Genomic DNA, 16483 nt, shown 5'->3' with positions numbered 1-16483 from the left:
TATCAAAAATACTTAAAAAAAGCTATTCACAAAAGTAACCTAATGTTACGATAACATTTTTGTGTTAATTAATGCTTAAAAGCCGAATTTTGATGAATATTTTATTGAATTTACGTACCTTTGATTGATGTACTTCAATGGAATTTATTTGTTAATAAAGATTTTATCTGATTTACATTACATGAATTTTAGTAACGTTTTTTAATATTTTAAACATATGAAAAATAATCGATTAGTTGCTGTTTTATTGTTAATGGGTTTTGTTGCCACAGCACAGTTTACCCAAAAACCATTGCCTTATGCTTACAATGCTTTAGAGCCATTTATAGATGCACAAACAATGGAAATACATTATAGTAAGCATCACGCCGCTTATGTCAAAAATCTTAATGCAGCTATTGCAGGAACCGAAGTAGAAAAGATGTCTTTGAAGGATATTTTTGCGTCGGTATCTAAACAAACACCAGCAGTTAGAAATAATGCAGGAGGACATTACAACCACGAATTGTTTTGGTCGATACTCACACCAGAAAAAAATACTAAACCATCACCAGAGTTAGAAAAAGCTATAAATGAGTCTTTTGGTAGTTTAGATGCTTTAAAAGAGAAACTTAATGCAGCAGCTGCAACAAGATTTGGTTCGGGTTGGGCTTGGTTGTCTGTAGATAAAGATAAAAAGTTGGTAGTTTCTTCAACACCAAACCAAGATAATCCTTTGATGGATGTAGTTGAGAGCAAAGGAACTCCAATTTTAGGAATTGACGTTTGGGAACATGCGTACTATTTGAAATATCAAAACAAACGTGCCGATTATTTAACCGCTATTTGGAATGTAATTAATTGGAATGAAGTGAGTAACAATTACAAAGCAGCTACCAAAGGTAAATTTGATGATTGGCAAGCATTAAAAGATTTTCATAAAGTAATGTCGCAAACGTTTCATCCAAGTGAAGAAGGAAATTTAGAACCGATAAGAAAACGTTCGGGTGAAATGGTTGAGAAAGCAAATTTGTTAGCAAAATCAATAATTCCTGCTGAGTTCAATAAAAAAGAAGTAGTGGTTGCCGTACAAAAATTAGCTATCGATAGTAAAAAGCTTGACAAACTTGTTAAAAGCAAAAAATCGGATAAAGAACTAACCGAATCTTTGACAAAATTGCACGATGTATTTCATGAAATCATCGGACTTTGTACTAACGAAGATCACTAAAAATCAAGATGGGATTTTTTTTAATCGGTTGCTTCTAAGGTAAAAATGTCTTCTACAGGTTTTTCAAAAAAGCGTGCTAGTTTAAGTGCTAAAACTGTTGAGGGAACATACTTTCCTTTTTCCATTGCGTTTATCGTTTGACGACTGACCTCAATTTGCTTGGCTAAATCTTCTTGCGAAATATTCTTAATAGCTCGCAGGACTTTCAAATTATTCGTCATCGTGAGTAGCTTTATTTAATTGATAAATTTTGTAATGGAATCTTATAATAAAGAACAACAACATCGCTGCAATGTTAGCAACTAGTATATAAAAATATGGAATTCCAAAAATAAAAAGGGTTGTAAAAAGTAATAAACCAAAATTAAAATAGGTTGCCCAAACAAGACTTTCATATCTTATTTTTGAGATATATTCATCTTCATTTTTGGTTTTTGAAAACCCTACTAGTATGCCGCCAACTATTACTAAAACTGTAATTAATTCATCAAGTATACCATTTTCTATAAAACTAAAATATGTTGATTTAAATATTATTTGATCTTTGAATATTGCAAATGTTTTTAGAACAAAATAATTTTCAAAATCAAAACCACTAAAAAGAAGGTAGGTGCCTAAAATGAAACTTGGCACAAACAACAACCATCCAATTTTTTTAAATGAGTTTGGAAATAAAAAGTGTGTTTTCATAAGTAAATGATTTAAAGTTGAAACAAATGTAAAGTATATTTTACATATAGACAACTTTATTTTACAAAAAGAATGAAATATTTTACTTTTTAGTTTTGATTATATTTTGATTTGTATATTTTATTAAGGTTGCTTTGATGATTTTCTAAGTTAATGAGTCTACCTTGGATAAAAGTTTCCTTTAATTTATTGGTTCTCATGTCTAATGCATCACCTTCTGAGATGAATAGAGTTGCGTCTTTACCTGCTTCTAAGGTTCCACAAAAAGAGTCTATTCCTAAAATTTTGGCTGTATTAGAAGTTATTAGTTGTAAGGCTATTTCTTTATCAAGTCCGTATGCAGCACAAGTCCCAGCAAGAAAAGGTAGGTTACGAGTATTCATACGCTCCATGTTTCCACTATTTTCAAGTCCAACAAGAATTCCTTTATCGGTAAGTATTTTAGCCATTTTGAAAGGAAGGTCATAATCTTGATCGTCATTTACAGGCATATCATGTACACGTCTTAGAAGAACAGGAATGTTGTGTTTTAGTAACAACTCTGTTGTTTTATAAGCTTCATATCCTCCTACAATAACTAGTTTATTGATTCCGTTTTCTTTGAATAGATTGATTGCATCAATAATTTGTTTTTCGTCATTGGCATGAATAAAAAGTGTTTGTGTTCCGTCAAGTAATCCTTTCATTGCTTCAAGTACAAGGTTTCTTTCTTTCGGAGTACTGCTAGAATAGCTCTTCGCGGCGTTTATAAAATTTACAATTTCTTCAATTTGTTTGTTGTAGTCTTTGTTAACTTCAATAACACCATTTTCTGCTCCACGACCAGTTCTAAAAGTATTTGGAAAATTCAAGTGAATACCGTCATTTTCTTTAAGAACGGCATCTTTCCAAGTCCAAGCGTCTAATTGAACGATAGAAGATGATCCAGAAATTCTTCCACCTCTTGGAGTGATTTGTGCTGTAAGAATACCATTACTAACCACTGTTTCGGTTACTCTTGATTCAGAATTGTAAGCCATCAAACTTTTGACATTTGGATTAAAGTTTCCAATTTCATCTTCATCATCAGAGGCTTTTACGGCATCAATTTCAACCAATCCTAATGTGGAATTTGGAGCAATAAATCCGGGATAAATGTGTTTGCCAGCAGCATCAATTTTTATATCATAAGTATTCATATCAATTCTGATAAGAGTTGCATCGGCGACAAATTGCAATTTACCCTCTTTAAAAGCAATGATGCTATTTTCAATAACTTTTCCGTTGCCTAAATGAGCTGTTCCGTTCATAATTAAAACGGATTTACTTTGTTTATCAGCTGGTTTTTTTTGAGCGATTAAGTTTGATGTTAAACTTAAAATCACAATAACTATATATAAATTTTTCATTTTAGTTTTCTTCTAAAGTGTCACAATGATATTCTTTCTTTTCTTTTTTTATAGGCTCTTGCGTAAGCATTCCTTTATTTTTTTCCTCAAGCAGTTGACTAATCAATTCATTTTTTTCTTTTGTAATTGCTTCTCTTTGTATGGTATCTTTTTCAATATCGAAATATACTACACCTTCAATGATTGTTTTTTCTGCTTTTGCGTAAATAGATAACGGATTTTCATTCCACACTACTAAATCGGCATCTTTACCAACTTTTATGCTTCCTACTTTATCATCTATATGTAATAATTTTGCAGGGTTTAGTGTTACAAATTTCCATGCTTCTTCTTCAGAAACATTGCCGTATTTTACAGCTTTGGCAGCTTCTTGATTTAAGCGTCTAGACATTTCAGCATCATCAGAATTGTAAGCAACTAACACACCAGCATTATGCATTATCGGACCATTGTAGGGAATGGCATCATTAACTTCAAATTTATAAGCCCACCAATCGGAGAACGTAGAGGCACCAACACCATGTTCTTTCATTTTATCAGCTACTTTATAGCCTTCCAAAATATGAGTGAAGGTATTCATTTTAAAATTGAATTTTTCAGCCACATTCATCATCATTAATATTTCAGATTGCACATAGGAGTGGCAAGTAATGAATCGTTCTTTGTTGATGATTTCTGCAAGGGTTTGTAATTCTAAATCTTTTCTTGGTGCTTTAGTATTTTTTGAATTAGCACGGTAGCTTTTCCAAGCGTCATCATATTCTTTGGCACGTTGAAAATAATCGGTAAAAACTTGTTCAACACCCATTCTAGTTTGAGGATAACGTGTCGGATTTTGGTCTGCCCAATTAGATTGTTTTACATTTTCACCTAAGGCAAATTTGATAAATTTTGGTTGGTTTTTATACAACATTTCGTCTGGTGCCAATCCCCATTTCCATTTAACAATGGCCGAACGACCACCAATTGGATTAGCAGAACCATGAAGTAATTGTGATGTTGTAACGCCACCAGCAAGTTCTCTGTAAATATTAATATCTTCAGAATTTACAACATCTTCTATAGTTACCTCTGCAGTAGAGTTGTGTCCAGATTCGTTTACACCTCTTGATATTGCGATATGGGAATGTTCATCAATTATTCCAGAAGTAATGTGTTTGCCTTTAGCATCAATTATTCTAGCACTAGCATCCGAAATATTTTTTCCGATGGTTACAATTTTTCCATTTTTAACTAATACATCGGTTTCTTGAAGTATGCCTTCTTTTTCGTTGGTCCAAACCGTTGCATTTTTAAATAGTAAATTTTGTGATGCTAATTTTTGCGAATTTCCAAAAGGTAAATTAGGGTAGGTTACCGGAAAGACTTTGAAAGGTTTTTCAGCTTCTTTTACTTCTTCTTTATTTACAAAAGGAGCTGTTTTTATGGCGCTCCACGATACTTCTTTGCCATTATTTAAAATAGCTTTACCAGATAGACTTGAAGTATTTTCAACATATCCAGTTAATCTATTTATTGATGGATTGATAGTATCTTTTGATTTGAGAATAAGTGTAATCCAATTGTTAGAAAAAGATAATTTAGAACTTACTGTTTTATCTTCTTTTGATTTGATATTTACTTTTGGACTAGCAATTTTTCCTTCAATTTTCATTTTGTAGGTATCATTGTCTAGGGTTAAATCGTAATCGCCACGAATATCTTTTATGGTTCCATCGTTTACTACATATTTTGTTCCTTGTACCCAGTTTTCAAAAAGTAGGGTTTCTTCACTAAATATTTCTCCAGATGTGATTAGAAAATTGGCATAGCTACCTACTTTTAAACTGCCAATTTCGTTGCTTTTACCAAGCATTTGTGCAGGAATAGTTGTTAATGATTCTAGAGCTTTAGTCTTATCAAATCCTAACTTAATTGCACGTAATAGATTGGTTCTAAAATCGTCTAATTTTTTAAGTTTATCAGTGGTTAGCGCAAAAGTAATTCCGTTATCCGACAATACTTTCGGATTGGTAGGAGCTTGATTCCAATAGCGTAAATCATTTAATTCCATTTGATTGGCTTGAAATATATTGGAAACATCATAAGCTTCTGGAAAATTTATTGGGATGATGAATTTGGCATTTGTTTTCTTGATTTCGTCGATGCGTTCAAATTCGTTTCCGAAACCTTTAAGTAGGTAATTGATGTTAAATTCGTTTCCAATTTTTGATGCTCTTAAGCTATTTAATTTATCTTCTGTTGCGAATATCTGTATTAATTTTTCATTTTTAGCTAAAGCTTCAAGTGACAAATCGGTAGTTTCAGAATTTCCTTTTTTATACCAGTCTAAATCATAATACATTTGTCTAAGAAGTGCCATCATTCCCATTAGAGAATTTGGATACGATTGTGCCGAACCAGAACTTCTAGTAAATCCAAAATGATTTGAAATGGAATTACTTATAATTTTAGAACTATTAGGAGCATTATTAAGTGCTATTAAACTTCCTGTTCCACGAGCAATGCCATCTTGATTATGAGTTCCAACAACACCAAAGCCAATTTTTAAGAAATCCTCTGCTTTTTTTTCATCATACTTAAATATTTCAAAAGCATTTATTTCTGGACGAATGTGTTCGTTCCAATAATATCCTTTTCGTTTAGTATCATATAATTGACCACCTTCGAAACTGCTAATTGCTTTCGGTTTTTCTACTCCAAAATTGGTGTAAATATCAATAAATGAGGGATAAATAGATTTTCCTTCAATGTTAATAACCTGACAATTTTTAGGAATTGAAACAGTTGTGCCAACCGCAATAATTTTTCCATTTAAAATTAACAATGTTCCTTTGTCAATAACTTGAGTTGGTGTAACGTAAATCTTTGCATTGGTAAAAGCAGTATAATTAGTGCTTTTATTTTTTACATTTTCATTGACTGGAAAATAATCTTGTGCGGAAATTGTGCTAGTAATTAAACTAAGTACAATTAGAAATAGAATTTTCTTCATAGTGGTTAATAGTATATTCGCTAAAAGTAAAAAAACGTTTTAGTATTACTAAACTTTTGTTTATTTTTTTTTGAGTTTTAACTTTTTTAGAATGAAATGAAGAACTGATGATGAATAAAAAAGTCAAAAGTTTTTGTTGAATAAATTTTTTTTAGATATTTGTAACTTAATTATATACGCCATGTTAGTAAAAGTCTTTGGAAGCGCCGTTTTTGGCGTTCAAGCCACAACAATCACTGTTGAAGTAAATATTGATAAAGGAGTTGGATACCATCTAGTAGGTTTGCCCGACAACGCCATTAAAGAAAGCAGTTATCGAATTGCTGCTGCACTCAAAAATAATGGTTATCAATTACCAGTAAAAAAAATCACCATAAATTTAGCGCCAGCTGATTTGCGTAAAGAAGGATCCGCTTATGATTTGACATTAGCCGTTGGAATTCTTGTAGCTTCTGGTCAGATTAAAGCCGATGATGTAGATAAATATGTCATTATGGGTGAATTGTCTTTAGATGGAGGTTTGCAGCCCATAAAAGGTGCTTTGTCCATTGCAATTCAGGCGAGAGAAGAAGGTTTTAAAGGTTTTTTTCTGCCAAAACAAAATGCCAAAGAGGCTGCAGTTGTTGATGGATTAGAAGTTTATGGTATTGAAAATGTAACCGAAATAATCAATTTCTTTGAAGGAAAAGGAACTTTAGAACCAACAATCATAAACACAAGAGAAGAATTCTACAAAGAATTAGATTTTCCAGAGTTTGATTTTTCAGATGTTAAAGGTCAAGAGTCTATTAAAAGATGTATGGAAATTGCCGCAGCTGGTGGACATAACATTATTTTAATCGGTCCACCAGGTTCAGGAAAAACAATGCTTGCCAAACGATTGCCAAGTATTTTACCACCAATGACGTTGAAAGAAGCATTAGAAACAACTAAAATACATTCTGTTGCCGGAAAAATTAAAGACGCTGGATTGATGAGTCAACGACCATTTCGAGCACCACATCATACTGCTTCAAGTGTTTCTCTTGTTGGAGGAGGAAGTTATCCTCAACCTGGAGAAATTTCTTTATCTCATAATGGCGTTTTGTTTCTTGATGAGTTACCAGAATTTAAAAGAGAGGTTTTAGAAGTAATGCGTCAACCTTTGGAAGATAGGGAAGTGACTATTTCGAGAGCTAAATTCACAATTACTTATCCATCATCTTTTATGTTGGTTGCGAGTATGAATCCGAGTCCGAGTGGTTATTTTAATGATCCAGATGCGCCACAAAGTTCTTCGCCACACGAAATGCAACGGTACATGAGTAAAATCTCAGGACCACTTTTAGATAGAATTGATATTCATATTGAAGTAACTCCAGTTCCGTTTGATAAATTAACAGAAACAAGAAAATCTGAAAGTAGTATTGAAATTAGAAAGAGAGTAACAGCAGCAAGAGAAATTCAAAGCAAACGATTTGCGGCATTTGATAATATTCATTATAATGCACAAATGAATTCGAAACAAATTAGAGAATATTGTGCCTTAGATGAAGCATCTTTACAATTGCTAAAAACTGCTATGGAGCGATTGAATCTTTCTGCAAGAGCCTTTGATAGAATTTTGAAAGTAGCTAGAACCATAGCTGATTTAGAAAATTCAGAAATTGTGGTTTCCAATCATATTGCAGAAGCTATTCAATACAGAAGTTTAGACAGAGATGGATGGCTTGGATGATTTTGAAAAAATCATCCTGAATTGCCTCTAGCTTCAGCTAGAGGAAAAAATAAAAAATAAAAAAAAGCCAAAAAAAGTAAATCTATGCCTTATCTAAAAATATATATCCATTTTGTATGGAGTACAAAAAACAGATTTCCTTATTTAAATACAATTGAGTCAAGACAACTAGTTTGGAAACATATAAAGGAAAATGCTATAAAAAAAGATATTCATATTGATTTTATTAATGGATATGAAGATCATTGTCATTGTTTAATATCATTGAAAATAAATCAGAGTGTCGATAAAATAATGCAATTAATTAAAGGAGAATCTTCTTATTGGATTAATAAAAACAACCATCTTTTCCCTAATTTATCCGGAAAAAAATTCGAATGGCAAGATGAATATTTTGCTTTATCTATCTCAGAATCTATTTTACCTCGTGTAAGAAATTATATTAAAAATCAAGAAAGTCATCATAAGAAAAGAACTTTTAAATCTGAATATGATGAGATTATTGATAAATATAAAATAGTTAAAGAAAAATAATTTTGGCTAAAGCCTCTATAATAAAACTAATTAATAGCCAACACCTTAAGGTGTTGGCTATTGAAATTTATAATACCTAGCACCAACTAAAACAGGATTTTCTTTTTCGATATAATCTAAAACAAATTCATTTTTAGGTTGTAAAACAGAGTGTTTTCTTTCTTTTTTGTGTAGTGAAATGTAGGTTCCAAAATCTATTTCTGTGGAATTGTTTAGTGTTTCAAATAATTGAGTTTTTTCAATTACCGATTGCCAATGTTCTTGAACTTCGGCTTCGAAAACTTTTGATTTTGAACCACTTCCGTAGGCTATGAATCCGAATTTCTTATTTGTTAAATCCGAATTTTGTTGCATATGATAGCATAATGTAGATAACATTCCGAGGAAAATAGATCCAGTGTACATATTTCCAACTTGACCAGAAGCGATTTCTGAGGGGAAAATAGTTTGGTTTACAAATTCTAAATATTCAGTTGATTTTGAAATGGTTTTTATATCTTCTGTTAGATTATTTTCTTTGGCAAAAATTTCTACAAATGTTCTTCGAGCTTGAAAACAATAGGGTAGGTGCATCAAAATGTTTTCCCAACTTTCATACAACTTACCATTTTGGTTGGTGATTTCTTTGTATTTGAAATAAGCATCAGAAGTTCTGTTGATGTAGCATTGATTAGAATATTGTCCGTCAAAAACAGGTTGTTCTTTGTAGAAAGCAATTTCATTTTCAAGAATTCCAAACCATTCAGGATTGTCATTTGTATTTAGAACTTCTTCTTTAGAAAAGTAGCGTCTTGGTTTAAAAAAATCAAAAACACCTTGTGCAGAAACGCCAACTTCTTGAGAGAATGCTAAAACTCTTGGATTTGCAGTAACTAACATAGCAATTGCTCCAGCACCTTGAGTGTATTCACCAGTAGAATTCAAATCGTATTTGGCATTGTCTGTGGCTACAACTATGACTTTTTTGGTTGGATTCAATCTGATGAAATCGAGAGTTATTTGAAAAGCATCTACAGCTCCAATACAAGCGAAAGTCATGTCTAAAGTATCACAATAATTGAAACTTCCTTCGCCCAATTGTTTTTCTAATAATGAAGTTATATAAGTTGCTATAGGTTTTGAAGAATCGACAGCGCTTTCTGTTCCAACATAAATTCGAGCAATATCTTTTGGGTTTAGGTTTTCTTGTTGGATAAGTTTGTAAACAGCATTAGCAGCAAAAGTTACGACATCTTGGTGAACATCTGAAAAACTCATTTTATGTAAGCCTAAACCTTTTACAAGTTTTTCGGGTTCAATGTTTCTGTTTTCTGCAAGAACTTTTATAGGTAAATGTATTTTTGGTAGGTCAAATGTAATGCTGTCAATTCCGACTTTCATAATAGTAAATTTTAGACAAAATTACTATTTGAAATTATAAATAGCATTGAACAATATTTAATTTTTTGGCATTAAAAGACGAATTGTTAAAGTGATAATTTTTACCTACTTTTTTTATCTTTTATAAAATTATTTGGTTTGTTTTAGTCAAAATCATAACAATAAGAGAATTCTTTACTTTGATTTAATTCAAAAAAAAAAGAGCAATTTTAATCATTGCTCTTTTTTACTATGTTTTTGTTGTTTTATCTTAAACTATAACCATATTTTGCAAAGGTATCACCCTGAGATACATCTCCTGTTGAAAATCCTAGTTTAAACCAGTATTTTCTTTGTTCTGATGTTCCATGAGTGAAAGTATCTGGTTGAACATGACCTTGCATTTTACTTTGAATTGCATCGTCACCAACTGCATGTGCAGCACTTAGCGCCTCATCTATATCACCTTCTTCAAGATATTGTTTGTTATAATGTGCCCAAACACCTGCATAAAAATCGGCTTGTAATTCTAAACAAACAGAAAGTTTATTTGCTTCAGTTTGACTCATACCTTGTTGCATTTGTCTCATTTTACCAGAAGTTCCTGTAATGGTTTGAATGTGATGTCCAACTTCGTGTGCAATTACGTAAGCGATTGCAAAGTCACCACCTTTGGCACCGAAACGAGTTTTTAATTCTTCAAAGAAACGTAAATCCATGTATACTTTTTTGTCACCTGGGCAGTAGAAAGGTCCAGATGCTGCTGTTGCACTACCACAAGCGGTTTCTACAGCATCAGAGAAAAGTACCATTTTTGGTTGTTCGTATTGTAAATTATTTTCTTGAAATATTTGACCGAAAGTATCTTCAGTGTAGGCAAAAACTGTTTTTGCAAAATCTCCAATTTCTATTTCTTCAGGAGTTAATTCACGTTGTTCACCAGTTTGTTGAGTTTGCTGATTTGCTTGGTTTTGTTAAAATGTATCAAGTAAAGGTGCCGCTTCTGGGAAAAACATTTTCACAAGAAAAAATACGATTACTAATCCACCTCCACCTACTACAGCTTTTCCGCCTCCAGACATTCCTCTTCTGTCTTCTACGTTATCACTTTTACGATTTCCAATCCATTTCATAATTTAATAATTTTGTTTAGTTTTTTAATTTTTTAACCATTTTGAAACTATTCCTTCAAGAACTTCTTTTAGAATAGGTTTGGAAGCATAATCGTTCATGCCTACTTCCAAACATTTTTCCCTTTCACCAACAACTGTGCCAGCAGTTAACGCAATGATGGGAATATGTCTTCCTTTTGTTGTTTTTCTTATTTCTTGTGTTGCTTCATAGCCATTCATGATAGGCATTTGTACATCCATTAGAATTATATCGGGATGCAATATATTAAATTTTTCAACACCAATTTTTCCGTTTTCGGCTTCAAAGATTGTTCCGTTTGGAATAATTTGCTTGATTAAAGTTTTTGCTAAAAGCATGTTTATTTTATTATCTTCTATAATCAATACTTTGAAGTTTTCATGACCAAAATCGGGTTTTTCTTTTTCATTTATTATTACATTAAAATTATCAATTAATTGTGAGCTTTTTTCGTTCGATGTTTTCAAAGTCACATCAAAAAAGAATTCACTACCTTTTCCAATTTCACTTTCTAAATTTAACTTACTATCCATTAAAGAAAGCAGTTGATTAGAAATTGTTAATCCAAGACCTGTCCCTCCAAATCTTCTAGTAGTTGAATTGTCACCTTGTGAAAAGGCATTGAAAATTTCTTTTTGAAAATCTTTTTTAATCCCAATTCCGGTATCTATAACTGAGAATCTTATTTTGGTTTTATTTTCTGAAATGGACTCTAAAGTTTTTATAGATAGGGTAACTTTTCCTTTTTCAGTAAATTTAACAGCGTTTCCTAATAGATTAATTAATATTTGTTTTAATCTAACAATATCAACAAAGACATATTTTGGAACAGATTCATTTATTGTAACCTCTAAATCTAAGTTTTTTTTGTTGGTATCATATTTTACTAATTCTATTACTTGACTAATAATTTCAATTAGATCATATTTCTTGATATCTAACTCTAATTTCCCTGATTCTATTTTTGAAAAATCTAAAATATCATTTATAATTCCCATCAATGAATGTGCAGATTCATTAATAGTATTCATGTATTTTTTTTGTATATCTTCGAGTTTTGTATTCTTTAGTAAGTCGGTGAAACCAATAATTCCGTTTAATGGAGTTCTTATTTCATGACTCATATTAGCTAAAAATTCTGACTTTGCTTTATTTGCAGCTTCAGCATATTCTTTAGCTTTAATTGCATTTTCGTTTTCTTTTTGTTTAGTTATATCAATAAGAATTCCTTCTATATAATTAATTTTTCCGTCCTTGTAGATAACATCACCAAATTCTTCAACCCATTTAATATCACCATTTTTATTGAATATTCTAAAAATATTATGAATTTTTTTCTTTTCTTGGATGGCTAATTCAACATCGTTATCGACTTTAACTCTATCATCAGGATGAATTAAGTCTATAAAATAAATTTTATTTTCTAAAAATTCTGTCTTTGGATAACCAGTTAAATTTTCAATTTCATCATTTAAATAAATATCAGACCATTTATCGTCATAATTAGATAAATATACTGTTCCAGGAATGTTTTCGGTTAATAACTTAAATCGTTCTTCACTTTCTAGAATTATTCGTTCATTGATGCTTCTGTCAATTGCAGATGAGATATTGTTTGCTAATGTTCTAAGAATGTTTATTTCATCTTCGTTCCAAATACGTTCTTGTTTACAATCATCAAAACCTATAAAGCCATAAAACTCGTTTTTTACAAATACTGGTAACCTTAATAATGATATTATTTTTCTTTTTTCAAGACTTTGTTTTGCTATTGAATTACCTAAATCTTTGACAAGAAAATTGTATTCTTTATTATCAATCAAAATATTTAGTAATTCTCTAAAATTTTTATTTGGAAAATTTTTTAATTCTTGATTTTCAATTTGAGAATCTATTGATTTGGCAACCCATTCATGTTTAAGTTGAATAGTATCTGCCTTACTATCATTTACAAAGAAATGTACTCTATCGACATTTGCAGCTTCACCGATTGTTAATAGTATTTCATCAAAAATGGATTCTAAATTCTTTTCACTCAGTAATTTATTAGTGATTTTTGTAATTGCTGTAAGCAAATCACTTTTGTAAGCTAATTTCTTTTCGGCTTCTAATCTTTGATTGGTTTCAATTACAACAGTTAAATAATCAGCAATAGATCGAGAAAAATTGATATCTTCATTATCCCACTGTTTAATTTTTGTGGTAGATTCTATACATAATACGCCAATTAAAGAGCCATTTATATAGATAGGTGTATCTAGTAATGATTTTACTTCAAATTTTGGAAAATAATCTGAGCAAAATTCTGCTGTTTCAGAACTGCTGTAGACATCAGTGGCAACAATTTGAGTTTCATTTTCGACGGCTTTGAAATAGTTTGGAAAGTCATTTTTTAATAATACAATGTCATTTTCAAATTTATTTCGATTCTGGATGTACAATTTTAGACAAATTAGTTTATCAGTTTCATATTTCCAATAACTGATTCTGTTTACATCAACTTTTTGAGCAACCAATTTTAATATATTGGATAGAACAACATCAAAATTTTCAGACTTTAAATGGTTTTTAAAGGTAATATTTTTTAAGGTTTCATTATAAGCTCTTACTTTTCTGTCTTTTCTTAATTTCTCAATTTTGATATCCTTGATTAATGTTATATCTCTAGCAATTACTGTATATCCTATTATTTTATTATATTCATTTTTCTTAATAGATACGTTTTGAGATAACCATACAGAGTCTCCATTTTTCTTAATTATTGGAAAAACTGTTGTTGGAAAATCATTTACATTATTGAGAGGTTTAGAATAAAAATTCATAATTTTTTTTCTATAATCTTCTCGGATTAGCAAGGAATAGTGATTGCCATAAAGTTCTTCTAATTTATAGCCTGTAACAATTTCTGAATGTTTGTTTATGAAAACATAATTTCCTTTGGTATCAGTTTCATAGATTATATCGTTGGCATTTTCAATTAAATTTTTGTATTGATTTTGTATACTGATTTGCTCTGTGATATCTTGTCCAATTCCTATAATTAAGTCATCAGAAAACTTTTTGTCTTTCCATTGGATGTATTTATACTCTCCATTTTTACATTTTAGTTTTCTAACGTAAAGTCTGTTATCAATATAATCATCATGATAGGCTTCACCAATAAAATCGGCATCTTCGGTTAATTCCCAAAACTTTAATCCTAATACTTCATTTGGAGTATATCCTAAAAAACTAAGTACTTGATTACTACAAAAAGAAACTTCTCCTTTTTTATTTGTTGCAATAGTTATAATATTTCCACGATTTACAATTTCATTGGCAAATAGAAATCTGTTTTGAGTATTACTTGTTGAAATATGATTGGCAGAATGAATAGCAACTGTGAATATAAAAGATGTTATTAATATAATTACTAAATCTGTTGGTAGAATATCTTGTTGAAAAAGGCTTATTGTAAAAAGAAATACAATACTAACAAATGTCCAATATTGTAATAAATTTTTGAAAACATAATAAGAAAGAAAAAAATTTACAATTAAAGATACGTAGCTAAAAAGTTCAAATGGTTTATAAATAATATTGTAAATGTTATAGGAAAAGTAACTTAGATATAATAAAATAAATATAGTAGAAAATGAATTTTTAAGTAGCTTAGTTTTAGCATTTAAAAGGTAAATAGATATCAAAAACAATCCAATTATTGTCTTCAATATAAGTTGGCTTGAATTTCTAATTTTAAATATTTCTAAAATTATTTCGACTGAGATAACTGAAATTCCTAAGAAGAGTAGATACATATTGTACTGTTCTTCTTTTGCTACATAACTAGAAAAGTTTTTGATAAAGCTATCTTTTTTCTTTTTATTTATAAAAAAAACAAAAAGAATATATAAGATAATTATAGCTAAAGAGATTAGAATAAACCATTCTTTAAAAAAAAACAATAATGGAATCGTCTTAAAAGCAATAAAAGGTTGGAGAAAACCAAATAAATTTTCCGTGCAACCATTTTGAAAAGAATTGAATAGAGTAATGTTTATAATCATTCAATTATAATTATAAATTTCTTAGCAAGATATAAAAAATAAATTAATCTTTTAAATTGTTTACAACCAATTCAATAATTTTTTAAGAGTTTTTAGTTTTTCTTTGTATGGAGCATATCGCATAGGTAAATCAAGCCAAGTAGATTTATTTACAATTGATTTTTTATGAGAGAAAGTTTCAAAACTTAATCTGCCATGATAGGCACCAATTCCACTATAACCAACACCTCCAAAAGGCAAGCGTTTGTTAGAAAAATGTACAACAGTGTCATTAATGGAACCACCACCAAAAGAATATTTTTTTACGATACTTTTTGCCCATTTTGTATTATTTGAAAAAACATAAAGAGACAAAGGTTTTTCATATTTAGAAATTATCTTTTCAATTTCAGATTCCTCTTTAAAGCTAATTATTGGTAAAATGGGTCCAAAAATTTCTTCTTGCATAACTAAACTATCAAGCTTAGAATCCTCTAATAAAGTAGGAGCAATGTAATTGTCAACTTCATTAATTTTTCCTCCAAATAAAATAATTTCATTTTCTAAAAAAGAGTTTAATCGCGTCCAATTTTTAGTATTTACAATTCTAGCAAAATCCTTTGAATTTTCTGGGTTTTCGCCATAAGCAAGAATAATTTCTTCTTTTAAAGCATCGATTAGTTTTTGTTTGATTTCTTGATTAACTAATAGATAATCTGGCGCAATACAGGTTTGTCCTGCATTAATAAATTTTCCCCAAACAATTCTTTTAGCAGTCAATTTAATATTGCAGTTTTTATCAATAATGCATGGATTTTTTCCGCCAAGTTCAAGAGTAACTGGTGTTAAAAATTCGGCAGCTGCTTTAGCAACAATTTTGCCAACAGTCACACTTCCGGTAAAGAAAATATAATCCCAACGTTGTGATAGCAGCTTTTCAGAAACATCAATTCCACCTTCTATAACTTCAACATGTTCTTTATCAAAAACTTCAGAAATTATTTTCGCAATAATTTTTGATGTATTAGGAGTTAATTCTGATGGTTTAACGACAACTTGATTTCCTGCTGCAACAGCTGCAATTAAAGGACAAAGTGCCAGTTGATAAGGATAATTCCAAGGCGAAATTATTAGTACTTTTCCATAAGGTTCATGCAGAATATAATCTGATGAAGGAAAATTTAATAGCGAAGGTAAAACCCATTTAGGTTTCGCCCAACTATTGATGCTTTTAATGGTGTCTTTTAAGTCGGAAATTACATAACTGGTCTCAGTTACAACGGCTTCAAATTCTGGTTTTTTAAAGTCATTATATAGCGCTGATATAATCTCCTTTTCATGATTTACTACAACCTGTAGAAGTTGTTTCAGCTTTTCTTTTCGGTAACTGATGCTCGTTTTATATTCCATGAT

Annotated in this window: 9 protein-coding genes and 2 pseudogenes; 3 read left to right on the top strand and 8 right to left on the bottom strand. The window is 30.3% G+C overall.

What is annotated here, in order from left to right:
* Positions 1–217: 217 nt before the first annotated feature.
* Positions 218–886, top strand: a pseudogene (locus ABD766_RS13230) (superoxide dismutase); the annotation flags it as partial.
* Positions 887–1230: 344 nt separating this feature from the next.
* On the opposite strand, the gene ABD766_RS13225 reads toward ABD766_RS13230, so the two are convergent.
* The 4 genes from ABD766_RS13225 to ABD766_RS13210 form a co-directional block, all read right to left on the bottom strand.
* Complete coding sequence (locus ABD766_RS13225) at positions 1231–1431, bottom strand: helix-turn-helix transcriptional regulator (RefSeq protein ID WP_344817122.1); 201 nt, start codon at positions 1429–1431, stop codon at positions 1231–1233.
* Complete coding sequence (locus ABD766_RS13220) at positions 1421–1900, bottom strand: hypothetical protein (RefSeq protein ID WP_344817121.1); 480 nt, start codon at positions 1898–1900, stop codon at positions 1421–1423. The genes ABD766_RS13225 and ABD766_RS13220 overlap by 11 nt, the downstream gene beginning before the upstream one ends.
* Before the next feature lie 89 nt (positions 1901–1989).
* A complete protein-coding gene (locus ABD766_RS13215) occupies positions 1990–3288 on the bottom strand; it encodes an amidohydrolase family protein (protein WP_344817120.1) in 1299 nt (432 codons plus the stop codon).
* Between the two features lies 1 nt (position 3289).
* A complete protein-coding gene (locus tag ABD766_RS13210) occupies positions 3290–6283 on the bottom strand; it encodes an amidohydrolase family protein (protein WP_344817119.1) in 2994 nt (997 codons plus the stop codon).
* Between the two features lie 181 nt (positions 6284–6464).
* Between ABD766_RS13210 and ABD766_RS13205 the strand changes: the two genes are divergently transcribed.
* Together ABD766_RS13205 and tnpA are read left to right on the top strand one after the other, a co-directional pair.
* Positions 6465–8000: a YifB family Mg chelatase-like AAA ATPase gene (locus ABD766_RS13205; protein WP_344817118.1), complete on the top strand. Its 1536-nt coding sequence runs from the start codon at positions 6465–6467 to the stop codon at positions 7998–8000.
* An 84-nt stretch (positions 8001–8084) separates the two neighbouring features.
* Positions 8085–8534 carry an IS200/IS605 family transposase gene (gene tnpA, locus ABD766_RS13200; RefSeq protein WP_344817117.1) on the top strand — a complete coding sequence of 150 codons (450 nt, stop codon included), beginning with the start codon at positions 8085–8087 and terminating at the stop codon, positions 8532–8534.
* A gap of 57 nt (positions 8535–8591) precedes the next feature.
* Here tnpA and ABD766_RS13195 read toward each other — a convergent pair whose 3' ends face one another.
* The 4 genes and pseudogenes from ABD766_RS13195 to ABD766_RS13180 form a co-directional block, all read right to left on the bottom strand.
* Complete coding sequence (locus tag ABD766_RS13195) at positions 8592–9914, bottom strand: hydroxymethylglutaryl-CoA synthase family protein (protein ID WP_344817116.1); 1323 nt, start codon at positions 9912–9914, stop codon at positions 8592–8594.
* 245 nt (positions 9915–10159) lie between these two features.
* A pseudogene (ypfJ, locus tag ABD766_RS13190) lies at positions 10160–11026 on the bottom strand (KPN_02809 family neutral zinc metallopeptidase).
* A 24-nt stretch (positions 11027–11050) separates the two neighbouring features.
* Positions 11051–15091, bottom strand: a complete 4041-nt coding sequence (locus ABD766_RS13185; protein WP_344817115.1) for a PAS domain S-box protein — start codon at positions 15089–15091, stop codon at positions 11051–11053.
* Positions 15092–15151: 60 nt separating this feature from the next.
* Complete coding sequence (locus ABD766_RS13180; protein ID WP_344817114.1) at positions 15152–16480, bottom strand: aldehyde dehydrogenase; 1329 nt, start codon at positions 16478–16480, stop codon at positions 15152–15154.
* Between the last annotated feature and the right edge of the window lie 3 nt (positions 16481–16483).

The sequence above is a fragment of the Flavobacterium cheonanense genome (genome assembly GCF_039539185.1).
In the GTDB taxonomy this organism is placed as follows: Bacteria; Bacteroidota; Bacteroidia; order Flavobacteriales; family Flavobacteriaceae; genus Flavobacterium; species Flavobacterium cheonanense.
This window is presented reverse-complemented; position numbering and strand designations above follow the sequence as displayed.